This is a genomic window from Pseudomonas sp. ML96 (assembly GCF_000761545.1).
GTDB lineage: Bacteria > Pseudomonadota > Gammaproteobacteria > Pseudomonadales > Pseudomonadaceae > Aquipseudomonas.
In genome coordinates this window covers 207,108-229,784 of record NZ_JPMY01000037.1, presented here as the reverse complement: position 1 = coordinate 229,784, position 22,677 = coordinate 207,108, and the positions used below count along the sequence as shown (strand labels likewise).

17 protein-coding genes are annotated in these 22,677 nt (G+C 67.4%); 4 read left to right on the top strand and 13 right to left on the bottom strand.

Annotated features, from left to right (window positions below):
• Positions 1 to 42: 42 nt before the first annotated feature.
• From IP89_RS18275 to bioB, 13 genes are all read right to left on the bottom strand, one after another.
• Entirely contained in the window at positions 43 to 1,368 is a 1,326-nt protein-coding gene (locus IP89_RS18275) for a DUF3999 domain-containing protein (RefSeq protein ID WP_043311087.1), read from the bottom strand.
• Positions 1,365 to 4,955 carry a DUF2339 domain-containing protein gene (locus IP89_RS18270; protein ID WP_043311086.1) on the bottom strand — a complete coding sequence of 1,197 codons (3,591 nt, stop codon included), beginning with the start codon at positions 4,953 to 4,955 and terminating at the stop codon, positions 1,365 to 1,367. Before IP89_RS18270 ends, IP89_RS18275 begins: the two co-directional genes overlap by 4 nt.
• A 330-nt stretch (positions 4,956 to 5,285) precedes the next feature.
• Entirely contained in the window at positions 5,286 to 7,064 is a 1,779-nt protein-coding gene (locus IP89_RS18265; RefSeq protein WP_043311085.1) for an acyl-CoA dehydrogenase C-terminal domain-containing protein, read from the bottom strand.
• Positions 7,065 to 7,254: 190 nt separating this feature from the next.
• Positions 7,255 to 9,045, bottom strand: a complete 1,791-nt coding sequence (locus IP89_RS18260) for an acyl-CoA dehydrogenase C-terminal domain-containing protein (RefSeq protein ID WP_043311084.1) — start codon at positions 9,043 to 9,045, stop codon at positions 7,255 to 7,257.
• A gap of 260 nt (positions 9,046 to 9,305) precedes the next feature.
• Positions 9,306 to 10,598 carry a diguanylate cyclase gene (locus IP89_RS18255; RefSeq protein ID WP_043311083.1) on the bottom strand — a complete coding sequence of 431 codons (1,293 nt, stop codon included), beginning with the start codon at positions 10,596 to 10,598 and terminating at the stop codon, positions 9,306 to 9,308.
• Between the two features lie 158 nt (positions 10,599 to 10,756).
• Entirely contained in the window at positions 10,757 to 12,562 is a 1,806-nt protein-coding gene (locus IP89_RS18250) for a phenylacyl-CoA dehydrogenase (protein ID WP_043311082.1), read from the bottom strand.
• Positions 12,563 to 12,730: 168 nt separating this feature from the next.
• A complete protein-coding gene (locus tag IP89_RS18245) occupies positions 12,731 to 13,474 on the bottom strand; it encodes a putative metalloprotease CJM1_0395 family protein (RefSeq protein WP_043311081.1) in 744 nt (247 codons plus the stop codon).
• Positions 13,475 to 13,533: 59 nt separating this feature from the next.
• Positions 13,534 to 13,818, bottom strand: coding sequence for a hypothetical protein (locus tag IP89_RS18240; protein WP_043311080.1), 285 nt, complete (start codon positions 13,816 to 13,818; stop codon positions 13,534 to 13,536).
• 96 nt (positions 13,819 to 13,914) lie between these two features.
• Positions 13,915 to 14,604 carry a dethiobiotin synthase gene (bioD, locus tag IP89_RS18235; protein WP_043311079.1) on the bottom strand — a complete coding sequence of 230 codons (690 nt, stop codon included), beginning with the start codon at positions 14,602 to 14,604 and terminating at the stop codon, positions 13,915 to 13,917.
• Between the two features lie 2 nt (positions 14,605 to 14,606).
• A complete protein-coding gene (gene bioC, locus IP89_RS18230) occupies positions 14,607 to 15,404 on the bottom strand; it encodes a malonyl-ACP O-methyltransferase BioC (RefSeq protein WP_043311078.1) in 798 nt (265 codons plus the stop codon).
• Entirely contained in the window at positions 15,397 to 16,128 is a 732-nt protein-coding gene (locus IP89_RS18225; RefSeq protein ID WP_043311077.1) for an alpha/beta fold hydrolase, read from the bottom strand. Before IP89_RS18225 ends, bioC begins: the two co-directional genes overlap by 8 nt.
• Complete coding sequence (gene bioF / locus IP89_RS18220) at positions 16,121 to 17,290, bottom strand: 8-amino-7-oxononanoate synthase (RefSeq protein ID WP_043311076.1); 1,170 nt, start codon at positions 17,288 to 17,290, stop codon at positions 16,121 to 16,123. The genes IP89_RS18225 and bioF overlap by 8 nt, the downstream gene beginning before the upstream one ends.
• A 109-nt stretch (positions 17,291 to 17,399) precedes the next feature.
• Positions 17,400 to 18,455: a biotin synthase BioB gene (gene bioB / locus IP89_RS18215; RefSeq protein ID WP_043311075.1), complete on the bottom strand. Its 1,056-nt coding sequence runs from the start codon at positions 18,453 to 18,455 to the stop codon at positions 17,400 to 17,402.
• Positions 18,456 to 18,515: 60 nt separating this feature from the next.
• Here bioB and IP89_RS18210 point away from each other — a divergent pair, with 60 nt between their 5' ends.
• The 4 genes from IP89_RS18210 (at position 18,516) to IP89_RS18195 (ending at position 22,659) form a co-directional block, all read left to right on the top strand.
• The gene (locus tag IP89_RS18210; RefSeq protein ID WP_043311074.1) at positions 18,516 to 19,250 is read left to right on the top strand and encodes a ComF family protein; all 735 of its coding nucleotides are present in this window, start codon (positions 18,516 to 18,518) and stop codon (positions 19,248 to 19,250) included.
• A gap of 60 nt (positions 19,251 to 19,310) precedes the next feature.
• On the top strand, positions 19,311 to 20,057 hold the full coding sequence (locus tag IP89_RS18205) for a TOBE domain-containing protein (protein WP_043311073.1): 747 nt from the start codon (positions 19,311 to 19,313) through the stop codon (positions 20,055 to 20,057).
• 55 nt (positions 20,058 to 20,112) lie between these two features.
• Entirely contained in the window at positions 20,113 to 21,087 is a 975-nt protein-coding gene (locus IP89_RS18200) for a serine/threonine protein kinase (protein WP_043311072.1), read from the top strand.
• A gap of 156 nt (positions 21,088 to 21,243) precedes the next feature.
• Complete coding sequence (locus IP89_RS18195) at positions 21,244 to 22,659, top strand: bifunctional diguanylate cyclase/phosphodiesterase (RefSeq protein WP_081963300.1); 1,416 nt, start codon at positions 21,244 to 21,246, stop codon at positions 22,657 to 22,659.
• The last annotated feature ends 18 nt before the right edge of the window (positions 22,660 to 22,677 follow it).

The following is a 22,677-nucleotide window of genomic DNA, read 5'->3' as shown; positions in this document are numbered from 1 at the left end:
GCGACATGCAGGAAGTTCAGTGCCACGGCCCCGATATCGCCATCATTCCGGCTTGCGCAGCAGGCTGAAGGCCATGCCGCCGAGCAGGGCGACACCGGCGAGCAGCACCGCCCACAGGCCGATGCGTTTCCAGTCGGCGGAAGACTGCCCGGCAGCGGCCGCTTCACGCACGACTGCAGGCACTTCGTCGGGCGCAATGGCTCGGCCCAGGGTTGCCAGGCGCTTGGGCTCGTAGCCGGGGATCAGGGTGCTCAGTGGCAGCGCCGCCGAGTGCGCAGCGGCGTCGCCGACGGCAAGGCGATAGGGCGCCGAGCCACGGGCGAGGAACACCACCTGAGTGCCGCGCACCGCCACGCGCAGCTGGGGCGCCGCACTGCCCAGGCCACCGCCACGGCTGTCGACACGCAGGCGTAGCTGCTGCACCGGCGTGCCGTACAGCTCGATCTCGTCCTGCAGTGCTTCCTTGCCATCCTGCGGCAGGCGATAGAGCAGGCCGCTGGTCAGTGGTTGCCACTCCAGCTTGCCGGCGCCCCGCGACGACAGGCTGACCGGTGCCAGTACATTGCCCACCGGCAATTCGATGCGCACCTTCTGCAGGGGCAGTGACAGCGGCAGTTCCCAGCTGTATTCGCCGGTCTTGGCGGAGCTCGGCTGCAATGGCGCGGACCAGGCCAAGGGAAGCGCCGTATCGCGGCTTTCGATACTGACCATGCGTGCGCCCAGCAAGTCAGGGGCCTGCTGTGGCGCCTGCCAAAGCAGGCGCAGGTAGCGGGCCTTGGCGCCCGGCAGAGCGACTTCGCGCTGCTCGACGCGCTCGTCATTCAGGCTCAGGCGGGCGATCTGCCCATCTTCCCAGCGCTGCCAGTGCTGTAGGTCGTCGCTGGCCTCAATAGTGAAGCGCTGGAAGCCTTCCTGCTCGGCGCTCCAGTCCAGCAGCAGGCGATGCAATGGCTCATCGAAGGCGCTGGCGTCGAGTAACCAGCCACGCAGGATCTGTTCGCCCTGCCCCGTCTGCTCCGGCGCCACCTCCACCAGGGTGCCGCTAGTGCCGCGCTGCACGCGGATGGCCGGTGCGGCCTGGGTATCGGCCGGGCCGCGCAGCGGGAACCACTTCACCGCCGCCTCCTGGCGCTTTTCCTCGGGCTGGGTGCTGCCCAGGGTCAGGGCATAGGCCAGCTCCTCGCCCTCGGCATTGAGTACCCGCAGGTCGCGCAGGTCGCCATGCTTGGCCGCCATCTGCAGACCCAGTGGCAGCTCCAGGCGGTACCAGGGGCCCTCGCCTGCCAGGGTCAGCGGTACCTGGGTGGCGAACTCGGCACGCGCCCAGGGCGCCAGTAGCAGGAGGGCTATCAGCAACGACTTGTTCATGCGTTTACCTCGGGGGACTCGCTCTTGCGCGGTGGCAGCGGGGCGAAGTAGCCGACCACCAGTAGCAACACGCCAACACCGATAAAGGAAATGATCCGCTCCAGGCCGCCACGGTTACCCAGCTCGACGAAGAACAGCTTGGCCACCACCACGGCGATCAATGCCGCGCCCAGCAGCCACAGCTCGCGGCGGGCACGCAGGTGGCCGACGATCATCAGCGGCAGAGCGATCAGGGTCCAGACGATGGACAGGCCAGCCTGCACCAGCATCGAGTCGAGCAGCGCATCCAGCTCGTAGGGCACGCCGCCCCAGTGATGGGCGGCGCGGAATACGGTGGCGGTGAGCACGGCGAACAGCGTGGCTCCGGCGACTGTCTGCGCGATGCGCTCGCTGTGCGCCGCCAGGCCCAGCTGCGGTAAGCCTGCCCGCATCCAGCTGTAGATCGCCAGCAGCACCAGCAGCATGCCCAGCTCCAGCGGGTTGAGCAGCGGCAGGTAAGGCAGCGGATCGGCGCTGCCGTCACTGGCGATATTGGCCAGCCACAGCCAGCCGAGCATCAGCAGCGCCAGCGGCGCGGCGGCCAGCACTCGGTACTCGCGTGGGTAGGCCGCCACCGGCCAGGGCCAGGCACGCGGCGCGGCCATCGCCAGGAGGAAGGCACTCGGCAGCACCGCCCAGCCCAGCCAACGCCAGGCGTTGTAGTGCTCGGCCAGCAGCATCAGCAGATAACGCAGCTCCAGCGCCAGCACGCCGAGGATCAGCCAGCAGCCCAGCACGTGGGCGGCGCTGCGCATGCCCGCCGGCAGCAACTCGGCCAGGCGCTTGAGCGACCACAGGTGCACGGCGAAGACCAGGCCCCAGCCAAGCCAGCCGAAGCCGGCCGCTGGATGGTAGAGGTGATGGGCCTGGTGCAGCAGGATCACGCCGGCCACCGGCACCAGCAACGTGCACAACAACGCCAGCGAGCGCCAGCGCAGGCGCCCGGCCAGCCAGCTCCACAGCGCCACGCTGAGCGCCGCCAGGGCCAGCAGCGCGGCGCCCTGCAGATCGCTAGCGACGAAACGCAGCACTTCGCTGGAAAGCGCAAGCGCCCACCAGCCGGCGCCCCAGGCCAGCAACAGCTGCGACAGGCGCTGCAGGCTGAGGCTGCCAAGATCGCCGGCCTGCTGGCGCAGCAACACATGGCGCAGACGCCAGGCACCGACCTGCGCGGCCAGGGCCAGCACCAGTGGCGCCCAAAATCCGGCATGCGCCAGCGGGCGCAGGCCTTCGCTCGGCAGCTGGCCGAGCAGCAGCGGGCTGGCGGCGAGGAAGGCGATACCGCCGACCACCTGCAACACGAGGCCGAACAGGAAGCTCGCGCGCAGTTGCAGGCGCAGGCTGAGCCAGATGATCAGCAGGCCCGTGCCGGCCCACACCGCCGCCGCGCTCTGCCAGGGCAGCACGAACAGCACCGCCAGGTTGACGAACAGCAGGCCGACCAGCATCACCAGCGACAGGCCGCGCATCAGCCGGCGATCCTCGCTGACCAGCTTGTCGCGCACGGCGATCAGCATGCCGGCCACCAGCGCCAGGCCGATCAGCGAGCAGACCATCAGGCCACGCCATCCGGAGTAGAAGATGGCGGAGTTGCCCAGTTCGCTGCCCTGCATCTGGGTCAGGAATACCACACCGCCGAGCAGCTGCACGGCAAAGGCGCTGAACAGGAAGCTGCGCGCCTGCAGGCGCAGGCCGACGAACAGGGTGGCCAGGCCGGCCAGGGCCCAGGCGATAGCCGTACCTTCGGCGTCCAGGCACAGCGGCGCGATCAGGTAGAGGAACAGCAGCCCCGCCACCGCCAGCCAGGGCAAGCCACGGCGTTCCCAGCCACGGGTCGCCTCCTGCGGTGCGCGACGCAGCTGCCAGAAACTGAACAGCAGCGCCACGCCGAGCATCAGCGCGCCCAGCGGTGCACCACCGAGCAGGTTGTCGCCGCCGATATCGAGCTGACCGAGGAAGGCCAGCGCCGCACCGAGTTGCAGCAGCAGGGCGAAGACGCGTGCCAGCGGTCGGCCCTGGCGCAGGCCCAGCCAATAGATGCCGGCGCCCTCCACTGCCCAGGCGGCGGTGGTCCAGCGCGCATCCAGGCCCAGCGGGATGGCCAGGGTAGCGAACACCACGCCCAAGGCCAGGCAGGTCTCCATCAACAGCAACAGGTTGCGTCCGCGCAGCAGGCGCGCCAGCACCAGGTAGAACAGGCCCAGGCCCAAGGCACTGAAGGCGGCAGCGAATTCCAGGTGCTGGACGATGGCGTACTGCAAGCCGAAGCCCACCAGCGGCGGGCCGAACAGCACGGTGCCGTCGACATAGTCGGCGCGGCCGCGGCTCCAGCGCAGCAGCTCGGCGCGCTCTTCTGGCGCGTCCGCCGCCTCGCGCAATTTGCGTCGGGCGAATAGCAGGCCGATGACTACGTACATCAGGAAAAATACAATGAGGAACGGCTCGCTGCTCCACAGCAGCTCCGGCGTGTAGGAGCGGATGCCCCAGGCGAAACCGATTCCGAAGGTGCCGACGAAGCCGACCAGGTTGAGCAGGCGCCAGGCCTTGAACCAGGCGATGGCGAGGATGCCGCTGTTGAGCAGGATGAAGTAGGAGAACAGCGCCACATGGTTGCCGCTGCCGGTGGAAGTGAGGATCGGCGCGGCGAATCCGCCAAGCGCCGCCGCCACCGCCAGGCCCAGGGCGTTCTGCGCCACGGCGAGGATGGCCGAGAAGGCGGTGACCAGCACCAGCAGGCCCAGGGCCAGCTTGGGATCGAGCAGCGGGTGCAGGCGCATGGCAGCGAACACCGTCAGGTACAGCACGGCGATGCCGGTGCCCTGCAGCATCAGGGCGTAGTTCGGGTTACGCCGGCGCAGCCACCAGCCGAGGCCAAGCAGGGCGATGGCGCTGGCTGCCACGCCGGCATAACGCAGCTCCACCGGCACCACCATGCCCTCGGTGGCGTAGCGCAGGAGGAAGGCCAGGCCGAGGAACAGCAGCACCACGCCGACCCGCAGCACGGTGTTGCCGCCCAGCAGCCAGGCCTTGGCCTGGGCGATGCCTCGTTCGATCAGCGAAGGCTCGCGCGGTACCGGCGGACGACGCGGCTCGCGAACCGGCTCTTCTCTCTGTATCTGGGGTTCGACCGGTTCGGCGCGCGCGGCCTCGGCGGCCAGCTGCGGGGCGGGGCTGAGTTGTTCCGGCAGCTCCCAGACCAGCTCGCTGGACTCCGCCTCGGACTGGGCAAGCGGCTCGCTCTCGGGCAGCGGTGCGACAGGGTTCGGCTCGGCCGCAGCAGGCGGCGCCACCGTCGGTTCGGCAGCCGCACCCGGTTGCGCGCTTTCCAGCCGGACCAGGCGCTCGACTACGGCCGTGGTGCCGCGCTCGAAGCGCTCGGCGAAGCCCTTCAGCTCCGTGCGCAGCCTGGCGTTATCGGTCGCCAGCTGCTGCAGGCGCAGCGCCTGCCCGAGGCCCAGACCGATCAGCCCGCCGAGCAAAGCCGACGTTACCGATTCCCCGGCCAGTGCACCGAGCACCAGGCCGACCAGCATGAAGATCCATTGCATGCGTTTTGTCCCTGAACTGTCCCGCCGCTCCCGGTGGGTCGGCCGAGTATATCGGCGCCCACCGTGGACACTACACAGACGTAGGCCAACTGGCGCACAGACACAACGCTTCGCTTGCTCACGTTCTGGCCAGTTTCTACCGCCCATGAAAAAGCCCCGCCAAGGCGGGGCTTTTTCACTACCGATCCATAATCGGACCGAGGATCTCGCGAGCTAGAGCCAGGCTAGGCGAGATCGGGTGAAGAAGCGCAGTTTACGTAAAGTAAATGAGCATTCTGAACCCGGTCTCAACGACACCTGGCCGACGCGCAGCAGATCGTCGGCCGATTATCAGAACTGAGCAGCGTCCAGCAGATACAGCGACTCGCTACCGGCCTTGACCGAAGCGGTCAGCGAGTGGATACGCGGCAGCAGGCGGGCGAAGAAGAAACGCGCGGTGCCCAGCTTGCTGGCGTAGAAGTCGTCCTGACCTTCCTTGCCCAGCGAGGCGCGAGCCATCAGGGCCCACATGTAGGCGTAGGCGGTGTAGCCGAACACGTGCAGGTACTCCACCGAGGCGGCGCCGATTTCGTTCGGGTTGGCCTTGGCCTGGTCGATGACCCAGGCGGTCAGCGCATCGAGATTCTCCACGGCGGCCTTCAGCGGCGCGGTGAACTCGCCCAGCGAAGCGTCGGCGGAGGCGACGAAGACTTTGATCTCGTCGGACAGGTGCTTGTAGAAGCTGCCACCGCTGCCGACGATCTTGCGGCCCATCAGGTCCAGCGACTGGATGCCGTTGGTGCCTTCGTAGATCTGGGTGATGCGGCAGTCGCGGATCAGCTGCTCCTGGCCCCACTCGCGGATGAAGCCGTGGCCGCCGAAGATCTGCTGGCCGTGCACGGTGGTTTCCAGGCCCATGTCGGTGAGGAAGGCCTTGGCTACCGGGGTGAGCAGGGCGACCAGCTCCTCGGCGCGCTTGGCGGTTTCCTTGTCTTCGCTGTACTTGGCGGTGTCCAGCTGCATGGCGACGTAGCTGGAGAAGGCACGACCGCCCTCGTTCAGCGCCTTCATGGTCAGCAGCATGCGGCGCACGTCCGGATGCACGATGATCGGGTCAGCCGCCTTGTCCTTGGCCACCGGGCCGGTCGGCGCGCGGCTCTGGATACGCTCGCGGGCGTACTCGACGGCGCTCTGGTAGGAACGCTCGCCCAGGGACAGGCCCTGAATGCCGACGCCCAGGCGCTCGTAGTTCATCATGGTGAACATGGCGTTGAGGCCCTTGTTCACTTCGCCGACCAGGTAGCCGGTGGCGCCGTCGAAGTTCATCACGCAGGTGGCCGAAGCCTTGATGCCCATCTTGTGTTCGATCGAGCCGCAACCCAGCGGGTTCTTCTCGCCCAGCGAGCCGTCGGCGTTGACCATGAACTTCGGCACGATGAACAGCGAGATGCCTTTCGGACCAGCCGGGGCGTCCGGCAGCTTGGCCAGCACCAGGTGGATGATGTTCTCGGTCAGGTCGTGCTCACCGCCGGTGATGAAGATCTTGGTGCCGGAAATCTTGTAGCTGCCATCGGCCTGCGGTTCGGCCTTGGTGCGGATGATGCCCAAGTCGGTACCGGCGTGCGGCTCGGTCAGGCACATGGAACCGGCCCAGACACCCGAGTACATGTTCGGCAGGTACTGCTGCTTCAGCTCTTCGCTGGCGTGGTTGAGGATCGACAGGCAGGCGCCGGCGGTCAGCATCGGGTACAGGCCGAAGGACAGGTTGGCCGAGTTGACCATCTCCTCGACCTGGGCACCGATCACTTTCGGCATGCCCATGCCGCCGAACTCCGGCGAGCCGCCAACACCAACCCAGCCGCCTTCGGCGTAGGTCTGATAGGCCTCGGGGAAACCGGCCGGGGTTTTCACCACGCCGTCGGTCCAGGAGCAGCCTTCTTCGTCGCCGCTGCGGTTCAGCGGGGCGATGGTGCCGCCGGTGACCTTGCCGGCTTCCTCGAGAATGGCGGCAGCGGTGTCGGCGTCGACCACTTCGGCCAGGCCGGGCAGCTCGGCCCACAGCTTGGAGACGTCGAAGACTTCATTCAGAACGAAGCGCATGTCGCGCAGGGGAGCTTTGTAGTCGGCCATTGGTAAATCCTCGAGCGAAGCCACGAAACGGCCGAAGCACGGCCTATTGATGCGAGCTCACGAGTCTAACCGAACAACTTTTCAGACACATAGGTTCACGTTGTGACCGACAATTCACACCCCGTGAACACTCACGCACCAAGCAAAAGGCCCGCACTAGGCGGGCCTTTTGCTCAGCATAGACCGATGGTCAGACGAACTGCTCGGCCGTGAGGCGCATCAGGCATTCGCTGCCAGCATCGGCCGCGGCCAGGTGCGCAGCGGCACGCGGCAGCAGGCGACGGAAGTAGAAGTCGCCGGTGGCCAGCTTGGCCTGGTAGAAGTCGACATCGGCCGTACCCACATCCAGCTGCGCCTGCGCCACCACACCCATGCGCGCCCAGAAGTAGGCAAGCACGACGTAGCCCGAGTACATCAGGTAGTCGACCGAGGCGGCGCCGACCTCGTCCGGGTTCTTCATCGCGGCCATGCCGATGCGGGTGGTCAGCTCGCCCCACTGGCGATTGAGTCGCGCCAGCTCGGCGAGCTGCGCCTTGAGCTGCGGATGCTCGGCCTGGGCCTCGCAGAACTTGTGGACGATCTTGGTGAAGCCGGCGAGCAGCTTGCCCTGGCTGCCGAGCACCTTGCGCCCGAGCAGGTCGAGCGCCTGGATGCCGTTGGTACCCTCGTAGATCGGCGCGATGCGGCAATCGCGCATCAGCTGCTCCATGCCCCACTCGCGGATATAGCCGTGACCGCCGAATACCTGCATGCCCAGGCTGGTGACTTCCAGGCCGGTGTCGGTCATGAACGCCTTGCAGATCGGGGTGAGCAGGCTCAGCAGGTTTTCCGCGGCGGCGACTTCCTCGGCATCCTGGCTATGGGTCAGGTCGAGCAGCTGCGCGGTGAAGTAGGCCAGGGCGCGGTTGCCCTCGTTGAAGGCCTTCATGGTCAGCAGCATGCGGCGCACGTCGGGGTGCACGATGATCGGGTCGGCCGGCTTGTCCGGCGCCTTCGGCCCGGTCAGCGCACGCATCTGCAGGCGGTCGTGGGCGTAGCGCACGGCGCCCTGGTAGCTCGCCTCGCCGTTGCACAGGCCCTGCATACCGGTGCCCAGACGGGCGTGGTTCATCATGGTGAACATGCAGTTGAGGCCCTTGTTGGCGCCGCCGATGAGGAAGCCGCGAGCCTCATCGAAGTTCATCACGCAGGTGGCCGAGGCCTTGATGCCCATCTTGTGCTCGATCGAGCCGCAGCTCACGGCGTTACGCGCGCCCACCGAGCCGTCGGCGTTGACGTTGAACTTGGGCACGATGAACAGCGAGATGCCCTTGGTGCCAGCCGGCGCATCGGGCAGCTTGGCCAGCACCAGGTGCACGATGTTCTGGCTCATGTCGTGCTCGCCGGCGGAAATGAAGATCTTGGTGCCGGAGATCGCGTAGCTGCCGTCGGCCTGGGGCACGGCGCGAGTCTTGATGATGCCCAGGTCAGTGCCGCAGTGCGGCTCGGTCAGGCACATGGTGCCGGTCCAGGTGCCTTCGGTGAGTTTGGTCAGGTAGGTCTGCTTCTGCTCTTCGCTGCCGTGGGCGTGGATCGCCGACATGGCGCCCTGGGTCAGGCCCGGGTACATGGCCCAGGAGGTGTTCGCCGAGCTGACCATCTCGGCGATGATCAGGCCGAGGGAGTGCGGCAAACCCTGGCCTCCGTAGGTGGCATCCGCCGACAGGCCGTTCCAGCCGCCCTCGACGTACTGGGCGAAGGCTTCCTTGAAGCCCTTGGGCGTGGTCACCACGCCGTCCTGCCACACCGCGCCCTCTTCATCGCCGCTGCGGTTGAGCGGGGCGAGGACCTGCTCACAGAACTTGGCGCCCTCTTCGAGGATGGCGCCGACCATGTCCGGGGTCGCGTCGCTGGCGCCGATGTGCTGGTAGGTCGAGGCGTAGTCGAAGACTTCGTCGATCAGAAAGCGCATGTCGCGCAGCGGAGCCTTGTAGTCGGGCATGGCGTGTTCTCCGGAAGGGGCGCGCCCAAACGGCACGCGAATGGAGAAACGCTAACGGCCCGCCTACCCTGCGGACAACGACGCTGCGCGCGCTGAATGCAGCACCATAACCCGACCTCAGAATCTGTTCACGGTCTCTTGGATTAGAGCCAGGCAAGGCAAAAACGCCCGAGGAAGCGGAATGTACAAGTTGTACATGAGCAGTCCGAGGGTGTTTTTAACGCCGCATGGCCGCGAGCCAGGAGAGCGTGGACGGATTCTCAGTCGGCCTCGGCCTTGACCCGCACTGCACCGCGGCGGTTCTCGCCCTGTGCCACCACGCAGTTACGCCCAGCGCGCTTGGCCGCGTAGAGCGCCTTGTCCGCGCTGCGGATCACCTCTTCGGCATTGCGCTGGTGCGCCTCGCGCTCGGCCACGCCGATGCTGATGGTCACCGAGACGCTGCCGGCCCCGCTGGCCTTGCGCCGCTGACGGCCTTCCTTGTCGTTCTTCGGCCGCTGCTGGCGATCGCGCAGCTGCAGCGGGTAATGCTCCACCGCCTCGCGGACCGCCTCCAGATGCGGGCGGCACTCGTCCAGGCTCTTGCCGGGGAACACCAGGGTGAACTCCTCGCCGCCGTAGCGATAGGCCTTGCCACCGCCGCCGATGCGGCGCAGGCGGCTGGCCACCAGCTTGAGCACTTCGTCGCCGACGTCATGGCCGTGGGTGTCGTTGAATTTCTTGAAGTGGTCGACGTCGGCCATGGCGATCACATAGTTGCGCCCCAGGCGCTGCAGGCGATCGTTGAGCACGCGCCGCCCAGGCAGGCCGGTGAGCTCATCGCGATAGGCCATCTGGTAGGCCTCGTGGACCACGGCGGCCACCAGCATCAGCATCACCAGGCTGCTGATCACCTGCAGCGCATGCGGCAGGATGAAGGTGTTGGGCAGCATCCACAGCAGACCGACCAGGCCTAGCAACAGCGTCGCATGCAGCGGCCGCGGCTGGCGCAGGTACTGCACCGCGAGCAACACACCAGCGATCAGGAACAGCGGGTAGGCGAGCTGGATAAGACTCATCCACTGGCCATGCCAGAGCGGCCAATGCACCTCAGCCAGCCAGGCCTGCAGACCCTGCGGGAAGCGCCGCGCCAGGGCCAGGCAGGTGCCGCCGACGGCCAGCAGCACGGCGGCGCGGGCAACCATGTCCTGCACCAGGTGACTGCGTTCGCGCCAGGCGCCGTAGAGGCCGTAGAACAGCGGCAATAGCAGGCTGCACAGGTGGAACACCAGCGCAGCATCGGCGCGCACCTGGCCGTGTTCGCGGAAGTAGTCGGTCTGCGTATCCAGCAGGAAATAGCCGAGATACACCACCACCAGCAGGGACAGCTCGCGCTGGCGGCCATAGACCACGCAGAAGGCGCCACCGAGCAACAGCAGCAGGGTTGGCAGCACGTTGAACAGCGACTGGAAGAACTCGTTGAGCTGGCCCATGCGCGCGATCAGCAGGCCGGCGACCAGCAAGGGCAGCGCGGTGAGCAGGTGATCGGGGCGGTAGTCGGCGAGACGGGGCACGGGTGAATTCGCGATGGATTTAACGATGCGGCATTTTGCCTGTATCGCGCGCAAACGGCAGCGGAAATCCTCCGCATTCCGTCGCCTGTGTTTGCTGCGCCCATAAAAAAACCGCGGCCCGAGGGCCGCGGTTTTCTGACCTGAGGTCGGAGCTAGGCTTAGTAGCCCAGAGCGAAGTGCTCTTCGTCCATGTCCATCAGGTTGCTGGCGCCGGACAGCATGGTGGCGACGTGAGCACGGGTACGCGGCAGGATACGCTCGAAGTAGAAACGGGCGGTCTGCAGCTTGGCCTTGTAGAAGGCTTCGTCCTCGGTGCCGGCAGCGATCTTCTCGGCAGCCAGGCGCGCCATGTCGGCCCAGAAGTAGGCCAGGCAGGCGTAACCGGAGTACATCAGGTAGTCCACCGAGGCGGCACCGACTTCTTCGCGGTCTTTCATCGCGGCCATGCCCACTTTCATGGTCAGGTCGCCCCACTCTTTGTTCAGCTGGGCCAGCGGTGCAACCAGGCCTTTGATGGCTTCGTTGCCTTCGTTGGCTTGGCAGAACTTGTGCACGATCTTGGTGAAGCCTTTGAGGGCTTCGCCTTGGGTCATCAGCACTTTACGACCCAGCAGGTCGAGAGCCTGAACGCCGGTGGTGCCTTCGTACAGCATGGAGATACGGCTGTCGCGAACGTTCTGCTCCATGCCCCACTCGGCGATGAAGCCGTGGCCGCCGTAGATCTGTACGCCGTGGTTGGCGGACTCGAAGCCGACTTCGGTCATGAAGGCCTTGGCGATCGGAGTCAGGAAGGCCAGCATCGCGTCGGCGGCTTTCTTCTCTTCTTCGTCCTGGCTGTACTTGACGATGTCGACCTGCTTGGCGGTGAAGTACACCATCGCGCGGTTGCCTTCGGCGAAGGACTTCATGGTCAGCAGCATACGACGCACGTCCGGGTGGACGATGATCGGGTCAGCAGCTTTGTCCGGCGCTTTCGGGCCAGTCAGGGAGCGCATCTGCAGACGCTCGCGAGCGTACTTCAGGCCGCCCTGGAAACCGATTTCGGCGTGAGCCAGGCCCTGCAGAGCAGTACCCAGGCGAGCAGTGTTCATGAAGGTGAACATGCAGTTCAGGCCTTTGTTGGCCGGGCCGATCAGGTAGCCAGTGGCGCCGTCGAAGTTCATCACGCAGGTAGCGTTACCGTGGATGCCCATCTTGTGCTCCAGGGAGCCACAGGAAACGGCGTTGCGCGAACCTACGCTGCCGTCGGCATTGACGTTGAACTTCGGCACGATGAACAGGGAGATACCCTTGGTGCCTTGCGGAGCGTCGGGCAGGCGGGCCAGCACGATGTGGACGATGTTATCGACCATGTCGTGTTCGCCAGCGGAGATGAAGATCTTGGTGCCGGACACTTTGTAGGAGCCGTCAGCCTGCGGCTCGGCCTTGGTGCGCAGCATGCCCAGGTCGGTACCGCAGTGCGGTTCGGTCAGGCACATGGTGCCAGTCCACTCGCCGGATACCAGCTTGGTCAGGTAGGTGTGCTTCTGCTCGTCGGTACCGTGGGCTTCGATGGTGTTCATCGCGCCGTGGGACAGGCCGGGGTACATGCCCCAGGACCAGTTGGCTTCGCCGACCATCTCGCTCAGGGCCAGGCCCAGGGATTCCGGCAGGCCTTGGCCGCCGTGGTCAACGTGGTGAGCCAGGCTCGGCCAGCCGCCTTCGACGAACTGCTGGTAGGCTTCCTTGAAGCCGGTGGGGGTCTTCACACCGGACTCGGACCAGGTGCAGCCCTCGAGGTCACCAACGCGGTTCAGCGGAGCGATGACTTGCTCACAGAACTTGGCGCCTTCTTCCAGAATGGCGCTGACCATGTCCGGGGTGGCGTCTTGGCAGCCAGGCAGGCTCTGATAGTGCGCTTCGTAGCCGAGCAGTTCGTCGCGAACGAAGCGGATATCACGCAAGGGGGCCTTGTACTCAGGCATAGCGGTAAACCTCTACGGTGGATTCCTTGGTATTGGGGTGACCGTCTAGAGCGGTCGTTCGCGGGATTTCTCCCAGCGCCCGGCAGGCACGAACCGGCCCGGCAATCAAACAGGCGTTTGAAACATACGTTTACGCCCTACCCTTGTCAAGCATCTGCCAGGTACCGCTCAGGCCATCAGGTCGACCACCGGTGCCGGGCTCTGCAGCTGGGCCAGGCGCAGATACAGGTCCAGTTTAGGCGGCGGCGCAGCAGGCTGCTGCTCGTCACCTGCCTCGGCTTCCTTGGCCTGCTGCTCTTCCTCCTCGGCCAGGCGCTCCTCACGCTGCGCGGCGCGCTCCTCGGCCACGGCTGCCGCCTCTTCACGGCGCAACTGGGCCAGCTCGGCACGCGCCAGCGTGGCCTGGGCCGAAGCCTGGGCGGCGACGCTGCGATCCTGCGCCGAGGGCTCGGCCGGCGCCAAGGCGGCGCGCTGCACCAGTTCCATCTTGCGCAGAGTGGCTTCGGGATCGTTGGGCACCGGGCTGGTGTCGATGCTGACTTCGCCGCCGATGGCGTAGCTCTTGCCGTCCGGGCCACGTTTGAAGGTGTAGGTGGGCGCGCCAGCATGGGCGCCGCCGATCGCCGCGTGCGCCTGCTCGTGGGCGCGCACTTCGCGGTCGCGACTGGCCAGCTCGGCAACCTCGAGCACTTCCTGGCGTTGCTGCTGGGTTTCGCGGGGAGACTGTTCTTCGCTCTCGTCGCCGGCGCGAGCAGGCGTCTGCGCCTCGTCGCGCAGATCGCTGGAGTCCTTCTCGGCAGCCAGCGGCTCGGCGACGGTATCGGGGGGGCGGGAAAGCTCGGACGTAGGAGGTCGGGCCGCCAGGGGAGACGACAGGGGCGCCGCGTATGCCATGGCGCTACCGATCTGCATCACATCCCTCCTCGCCCCAACGGGCGAGCCCTTGGTCTACTGCTGCGCCGACACTCCGGTCAGGCGCGGGTATCGATCAGAGTGCCGAGCACTTCGTCGGCGGTTTCCACCACCCGCGCGTTGGCCTGTACTTCGTTGCGGCCCTGGGTCAGCCCGACCAGGCTCTCGGCCAGATCGGTACGCGCCTCGGGGCTCGGCTCGACCTGCTGGGAGGGCGGAGTCTGGTCTGGGCGCTGCACGGGCAAGGTGTTGCCGGCGATTTCGCCAGCCGCCTGTTCGACACGGCGCTGCCCGGCCTGGATGCCGCTGAGACCCGCACTGAAGGCGCTACCGGAAATTTGCATGCTGATGACTCCCTGACGGGGACAGACTCGTGCAGGCAATTGAAGCAGAAAATGCTCAAAAAACGTACAAACGATAGGTAATGACCGATCAACGGCTTATAACGCTACACCGAGCGGACGTAGATCGAGATGCGCCGCCACCGCCTCGGCCGTCGCCTGCGGCAGGCGCGGCACCCGCCCCAGGCACGGCGCCGCCAGGCGTTCGGCCAGGGTTGCCAGGTTCTCCTCCAGCCGCGAGGTCTGCGCATCGACGATATTGGCCACCCAGCCGGCCACGCGCAGGCCGTCACGCTCGATGGCCTCCATGCTGAGCACAGCATGATTGATGCAGCCCAGACGCACGCCGACCACAAGCACCACCGGCAGGTTCAGCGCGACGGCCAGGTCGGACAGGTTCTCGGCCCCGGTCAGCGGCACGCGCCAGCCGCCAGCGCCCTCGACCAGGCTGAAGTCGGCGCCGCGCTGCAGCACCCGCTGCACTGTGGGCAGCAGCTGCGCCACGCTCAGCTCCACGCCCGCCTCGCGCGCCGCCAGGTGCGGAGCAATCGCCGGCGCGAAGGCGAAGGGATTGACCTCGGCATAGTCGAGCGCCAGCGAGCACTGAGCGAGCAGGGCCAATGCATCGTCATTGCGCAGCCCCTCAGCCGTGGCCACGCAACCGGAGGCCACCGGCTTGGCCGCCGCCGTGCTCAACCCAACCGAACGCGCGGCATGCAGCAGGCCGGCGGCGATGGTGGTTTTACCGATCTCTGTGTCGGTGCCGGTGACAAAGAACGCCTGGCTCATCTTCAGTTTTCCTTGCGCAGCACGCCGTGCACCACCTGATAGGTGAGCGGCAGGCCTTGGTCGGTACGCAGGTGTTCGTAGGCCTCCATCAGCGCGCGAATGCGCGCGGGGCCGGTGAGACCGCCCGGCCGACCGGGATTGAGGTTGTGCGCGCCGAGATCCTTGAGCGAACGGCTCAGCGCGCGCAGATCGGCGAAGTGCAGGACCTTGGCCCGGCGCTCCAGGGTCAGCACCTCGAGGCCGCTGGCAGCGCACAGCGCCTGGTAGTCCTCGAAGCGGCGGAAGCGATTGACGTGAACGAAGCCGTCCACCGCCTGCCAGCTGTCACGCAGCTCCTGCAGGCTGCCGACGCACAGGCTGCTGAAAGCCAGCACGCCACCCGGGCGCAGCACGCGCCGGGCCTCGGCCAGCACGGCGACGAAGTCGGCGCACCACTGCACGGCCAGGCTGGAGAAGATCAGGTCGAGGCCGGCGTCGCGCAGCGGCAGGCTCTCGGCATCGCCGGCGACAAAGTGGCGGGCACCGCCGAACGGGCGGGCGTGCTGCAACATGCCCTCGGCCAGGTCCAAGGCCAGGCCGTCGGCCTGTGGATAACGCCCCGCCAGGGCGCGGGTGAAATGCCCGGTGCCGCAGCCCAGGTCCAGCCAGCGCGCCGGTACCAGCTCCGGCAGGTCGGCCAGCAGCTCGCTACCCACCTCGCGCTGCAACTCGGCGACCGCGTCGTAGCTACCTGCGGCACGAGAGAAGGACTCGGCCACCCGGCGTTTGTCCGGCAGGCCGCCGGGGGCGATATCAGACATCGCCGACCTCGGTCATGAAGGCGTGGATGGCCGCCGCCACTTCATGCGGGCGCTCCAGCGGGAAGGCGTGGCTGACTTCTTCGATCAGGCCGACCTCGATATCCGGCTGCAGCACCAGCAGCTCGCCAGCCACCTCGGCCGGCACCAGCGCATCGGCGCCCGCCAGCAGGTGCAGTTGCGGGCCGGCGAAGCGCTGCAGCGCGCTGCGCCCGTCGAAGTTGCCCAGCACCTCCAGCCCGGCCAGCAACACTTCCGACGCCGCATGTGGCGCTGCGGCCTGCAGCTGACGGGCCAGGCCGCGACCTTCGCTGGAGCCCTGGGTGCAGAGCAGGCTGAAGCGTTTGAGAGTGGCGGCCGGATCAGCGCGACAGCCGTCGACGAAGGCGTTGAAGGTGCCCTCGTCCATGGCGAACGGCCAGTCCGGCCCGGCGACAAAGCAGGGATTGCTGGCCAGGGTCAGCAGGCCGCGGCAGCGCTCGCCACGCAGCGCGGCCAACTCGCTGGCGAGCATGCCGCCGAGTGACCAGCCTCCCAGCCAGGTGTGCGGCGGCAGGCGCTCGTCCAGCTCCAGCAGCCAGTCGCGCGGCTCGCCTCGAGCCAGCTCCGGCAGCGCCTCGATCTCCACCTTGAGCGCCGGATCGAGGCCGCGCAGGGCCTCGGCCAGCACTTCCAGCGGCAGGCTGCCCAGGCCCCAGCCCGGCAGCAGGATCAGATGATCACGCATGACGATTCACCAGCGGCCAGCACTCGGCCAGCGCCTCCAGCAGACGCTCCAGCTGCGCCTCGCTGTGCGAGGCGGAGAGGGTCACGCGCAGGCGCGCGCCGCCGGCCGGAACGGTCGGCGGACGGATCGCGCCGACCAGCAGGCCGCGCTCCTTGAGCAGCGCGGAGAGCCGCAGGGCGCGCTCGCTGTCGCCGACCAGGATCGGCTGGATCGGCGTCGGGCTGTCCATCAGGCTCAGGCCGATCTCGGCCGCACCGGCGCGGAATCGACCGATCAACTTGTTCAGGTGTTCCCGCCGCCAGCCTTCCGTGCGCAGCAGCTCGAGGCTCTTCAGGCTGGCGCAGGCCACGGCCGGCGGCTGGCTGGTGGTGTAGATGTAGGGACGGGCAAACTGGATCAGCGTCTCGACCAGCTCCTCGCTGCCGGCAACGAAGGCACCCGCAGTGCCGAAGGCCTTGCCCAGGGTGCCGACCAGCACCGGCACGTCATCCAGGCCCAGGCCGAAGTGCTCGCCCACGCCACCGCCGCCGGCGCCCAGCGGGCCAAAGCCGTGGGCGTCGTCGACCATCACCCAGGCGCCCTTGCTGCGCGCCTCGGCACAGAGGCCGGGCAGGTCGGCCAGGTCGCCGTCCATGCTGAACACGCCGTCGGTCACCACCAGGGTATTGCCCTCGGCCCGCTCCAGGCGCTTGCTCAGGCTCACCGCATCGTTGTGCAGGTAGCGCGAGAAGCGCGCGCCGCTGAGCAGGCCTGCATCCAGCAGCGAAGCGTGGTTGAGGCGATCCTCCAGCACCGTGTCACCCTGCCCGACCAGCGCCGTCACCGCCGCCAGGTTGGCCATATAGCCGGTGGAGAACAGCAGCGCCCGCGGACGGCCGGTGAACTCGGCCAGGGCCTCTTCCAGCTCGTGATGCGGCGTGCTGTGGCCTATCACCAGGTGCGAAGCACCGCCGCCGACGCCCCATTGCTCGGCGCCGGCACGCATGGCCGCGATCACCTCGGGGTGATTGGCCAAGCCCAGGTAGTCGTTGGAGCAGAACGCCAGCAGCTCACGGCCATCGACCCGCACCTGCGGCCCCTGCGGAGCCTCCAGCAACGGGCGCTGGCGGAACAGGTGGGCGGCACGGCGCTCGGCGAGGCGGGCGGAAAGATCGAAAGTCATGGGCAACACCAGAAGCCGGTGGACAACCGCGCAGCGGTCATCCACCCCACGAAGAGAAGCGCGGCCTGCGCTGGGTGGATGGCGGGGCGCTCATCCACCGCATCGCGCATCAGACCGCGGCGTCGTAGAACAGCTGCGAGTCGCGCTGCTCGACCAGGGCCTGCTCGATGGCGGCCTGGTGCACCTCGTCGGAGTGTTCCTCGCGCTCCTCGGGCTTGATGCCGAGGCGGGCGAACAGCTGCATGTCCTTGTCGGCCTGCGGGTTCTTGGTGGTCAGCAGCTTCTCGCCGTAGAAGATCGAGTTGGCGCCGGCGAAGAAGGCCAGGGCCTGCATCTGCTCGTTCATCGCCTCGCGGCCGGCGGACAGGCGCACGTGGGACTTCGGCATCATGATCCGCGCCACGGCGAGCATGCGGATGAAGTCGAACGGGTCGACGTCCTTCTCGCCGGCCAGCGGCGTGCCCTCGACCTTGACCAGCATGTTGATCGGCACCGACTCCGGATGCTCCGGCAGGTTGGCCAGCTGGATCAGCAGGCCGGCGCGGTCGTCGAGCGACTCGCCCATGCCGAGGATGCCGCCGGAGCAGATCTTCATCCCCGCATCGCGCACGTAGGCCAGCGTCTGCAGGCGCTCGCTGTAGGTGCGGGTGGTGATGATGTTGCCGTAGAACTCCGGCGAGGTGTCGAGGTTGTGGTTGTAGTAGTCGAGGCCAGCTTCGGCCAGGGCGCGGGTCTGCTCCTGATCGAGCTTGCCGAGGGTCATGCAGGTTTCCAGACCCAGGGCTTTCACGCCCTCGACCATCTTCAATACGTAAGGCATGTCCTTGGCCGACGGGTGCTTCCACGCCGCGCCCATGCAGAAGCGGGTCGAGCCGATGGCCTTGGCCTCGGCGGCCGCCTCCAGCACCTTCTGCACTTCCATCAGCTTCTGCTTGTCCAGGCCGGTGTTGTAGTGGCCGGACTGCGGGCAGTACTTGCAGTCTTCGGGGCAGGCGCCAGTCTTGATCGACAGCAGGGTCGAGACCTGCACGCGGTTGGCGTCGAAATGCGCGCGGTGCACGGTCTGCGCCTGGAACAGCAGGTCGTTGAACGGCTGCTCGAACAGCGCCTTCACCTCGGCGAGGGACCAATCGTGACGGGTGACGGAAGCGATACTGGCGCTCATGGGGTATTCCTTGTTCTAGGCTGTGCAACACGGCTGCGAGGCATAGTCAAAGGAAGGACCATGCGCTGTCAACCACTCACGGATAACCAGGTTTACATCTGGCCAAAAAACAAACAAACATGCCTGCTATGCGCTGACCACGCGGACACCGAGCAGCCGCTGTGCAGCGCCTGCGAGGCCGAACTGCCATGGCTTGGCGGGCATTGCCGGATCTGCGCGCTGCCCTTGCCGGCCACAGACCTGGCGTGCGGCGAATGCCAGAAACGGCCACCGCCCTTCAGCCGTGTCGAAGCGGCCTGGCGCTATGCCTTCCCGCTCGACAGCCTGATCACCCGCTTCAAACACCAGGCGCACTGGCCCATGGGACGTCTGCTGGCCGGGCTGTTGTCACATCATCTGCAACACGCCTTCGCCGAAGGGCTGCCGCGACCCGACCTGCTGTTGCCGGTGCCACTGGGGCGCAAGCGTCTGCGCAGCCGTGGCTTCAACCAGGCGCAGATGCTCGCAGGCTGGTTGGCCGACAGCCTGCAGCTGCCGCTACAGGGCGACTGGCTGCAGCGCCCACAGGAAGGCGCGCACCAGCAGGAACTGGACGCCGCGGCGCGCAAACGCAATCTGCGCCAGGCCTTCGCCCTGGATCGGCAGGCCGCGGTAGGAAACCGCCATGTCGCCCTGGTCGACGATGTGCTGACCACCGGCGCCACCGCCGCCGCACTGGCGCGCCTGCTACTCGCCGCCGGCGCGACGCGGGTCGACGTCTATTGCCTGGCGCGCACACCCAAGCCAGGCGATTGACGATATGCGGCGCCTCGCGCATCGTGCGCCGCTCCACAGCCAACCCCGTTGCACACCACCATGAGCCTGCTGACCACCCTCGCCCAACACATCGCCCGCCGCCCACAACGCATCGCCCTGCTCCAGCAGGTCGCGCAGCAGGGCTCGATCACCCGTGCGGCCAAGGCGGCAGGGCTCAGCTACAAGGCGGCCTGGGATGCCATCGACGAACTCAACAACCTGGCCGGCCAGCCACTGGTGGAGCGCAGTGTCGGCGGCAAGGGCGGCGGCGGGGCGCGCCTGTCGCCCACCGGCGAGCGTCTGCTGCAGCTGTACCAGCGCCTGGAGCAATTGCAGGCGCAGTTTCTCGATGCCGCCGAACAGGGCGAAGACCTGGCCCTGCTCGGCCGCCTGATGCTGCGCACCAGCGCGCGCAACCAGCTCAGCGGCCGCGTCGCGGCCATCCACGCCCAGGGCCGCAACGACCTGATCGAGATAGCCCTGGACGATGACAATCGCCTGCAGGCGCAGATCACCCACGACAGCACCGAGCGCCTCGAACTGAGCATCGGCAGCCCGGTGATCGCCCTGTTCAAGGCCGGCTGCCTGCAGCTGGGCGAGCCCGGCCCCGACGCCCTACACGGCGAGGTCGAGCAGGTGCTGGAGGACGGCGACGGTCCCTGCGAGGTACGCATCGCCCTGCGCGGCGGGCAGCGCCTGTGCGCCCTAGTCGAGGCCGAGCAGTTGCGCAGCCTCGATCTGGCACCGGGGCGCGCCGTGCATGCGCGGGTACAGGCCGCACAGGTGCTGCTGGGCACGGCGAGCTGAGCAAGCCGCTGCCTAACCGAGCAGTTACACTGGGCGCCTGACTTCGGAGCGCCCCATGTCCCATCCCTTCGCCACCCTCACCCCCGACCTGGTCCTCGACGCCGTCGAGAGCCTCGGCTACCTCAGCGACGCCCGCGTGCTGGCGCTGAACAGCTACGAGAACCGCGTTTACCAGGTGGGCATCGAGGACAGCGAGCCGCTGATCGCCAAGTTCTACCGCCCCGCACGCTGGAGCGACGCGGCGATTCGCGAGGAGCACAGCTTCAGCCATGAGCTGGCCGAATGCGAGGTGCCGGTGGTGGCGCCGCTGCTGCGCGATGGCGAGAGCCTGTTCGAGCACGCCGGCTTCCGCTTCGCCCTGTTCCCCCGCCGCGGTGGCCGCGCGCCGGAACCGGGCAATCTGGACCAGCTGTACAGCCTCGGCCAGCTGCTCGGCCGCCTGCATGCGGTGGGCGCCAGCCGCCCGTTCGAGCATCGCGAGACGCTGGCGGTGGACAACTTCGGGCATGCGTCGCTGGCCACCCTGCTGGAGGGCGACTTCGTTCCGCGCAGCCTGCTGCCAGCCTACGAGTCGGTGGCGCGCGATCTGCTCAAGCGCCTCGACGAGCTGTTCGCCCGCGTGCGCTACACGCCGATCCGCCTGCATGGCGACTGCCACCCGGGCAACCTGCTGCACCGCGACGACGCCTTCCATATCGTCGACCTCGACGACTGCCGCACGAGCCCGGCGGTGCAGGACCTGTGGATGATGCTCGCCGGCGACCGCCAGGAGCGCCTGGGCCAACTGTCGGAACTGATGGATGGCTACCAGGAGTTCCACGACTTCGACGCCCGCGAGCTGCCGCTGATCGAGGGCCTGCGCGCGCTGCGCCTGATGCACCACAGTGCCTGGATCGCTCGGCGCTGGGACGACCCGGCCTTCCCGCTGGCCTTCCCCTGGTTCGCCAATGAGCGCTACTGGGGCGACCAGATCCTGGCCCTGCGCGAGCAGCTGGCGGCGCTGGATGAAGAGCCGCTGCGCCTGTTCTGATGCGCCTGGCGTAGCAGGCGCAAGCGCGAACGAGGCGGCAGAATGCCGAACTAGCGTCTTCACTTGCTCAGGCGCCCAGGCGGCTTGTGACCGGCCGGCAGGGATGTGCGTACCGGCGAGCATTCGCGCAACGAATGCCTGCCTCAAGGAGCCTCGATGATTAGCCCCGCAAAAGCTGCAGAAAGCATTCGCAGCCTCTGGATCGGCGCCGACCTGCCGCTGATCGGCCGCCGCCGCGAGCGGCGCATGCGCCTGCTGGCCGGCCTATTGATGGTCGCCATGGGCTGCGTGTGGGGCATCGTCTTCAGCCTGCGCGGCTCCTGGGCCATCGTGCTGATGGACCTGGCCCTGATCCTCAGCGGGCTCGGCGTGCTCGCTCTGAGCCTCAAGCACCACCCACGTACCGCCAACCTGCTGCTGTTCGCCACGCTGATCCTGGTCATCGTCGGCTCGACCCTGGTGCTGGATGCGCCCACCGCGGCAGCGCCCCGCGCCACCCATCTCTATCTGCTGCCACTGGCGGTGGCCGCGGTGATGGCCTTCCGCGACGAGCCGCTGTGGCTGCGCCATGGCGTGGCCCTGGTCTGCCTGACCCTGTTCGCCTGCCTGGCCGCCTCGCCCTGGAGTCCGCTGCGCGAATACAACCTGCCCGACCCCCTGCGCACCGTCGGCTCCTGGGTGCAGAGCCTGGCCGCCATGGCGATGCTGTTCATGCTACTGCACATCCTGCAGACCGATGCCGTGGAGCGCCTGCAGCTGGATCAGGAGCTGCGCACGGCCCTGCAGGAGGAGCAGTTCGTGCTGCACTACCAGCCGCAACTGGACATCCACGGCCGCGTGTTCGGCGCCGAGGTGCTGCTGCGCTGGCAGCACCCGCAGCGCGGGCTGCTACCGCCGGGGCACTTCATCGAACATGCCGAGAAGACTGGCTTCATCATCCCGCTGGGCGCCTGGGTGCTGCGCAAGACCTGCGCGCAGCTGCAGGCCTGGAGCATCGACCCGGCGTTCCGCGAGCTGCAGCTGGCGGTCAATATCAGCCAGAACCAGATGCGCCAGGCCGCGTTCGTGCCCGAGCTGCTCGCCATCATCGACGGCCAGCCGCATATCGCCCGGCACCTGGAGCTGGAGCTGACCGAGACGCTGATCATCCGCGATGTCGCCGAACTCACCGCCAAGATGGCCACCCTGGTGGAGCACGGCGTGCGCTTCTCCCTGGACGACTTCGGCACCGGCTTCTCCTCGCTGGCGCACCTGAAGAACCTGCCGCTGAGCAAGCTGAAGATCGACCGCTCGTTCGTCAGCGACGTTCTCACCGATGACAGCAGCAAGGCCATCGTGAGCACCGTCATCACCCTGGGGCAGAGCCTGGGCATGAGCGTGGTCGCCGAGGGCGTGGAAACGCAGCAACAGCAGCGCTTCCTGTTGGAGCACGGCTGCACGCAGTTCCAGGGCTACCTGTTCAGCAAACCGCTGCCGCTCGAGGCCTTCGTGGCCTATGTCCGCCAGCAGGGGACGCCGGACGCCGTGGCGCAACAGCCGAGCGCCGAGGTCGAGCTGCCAAGACAAAGCTGATCGAACAGACAAGCCGCA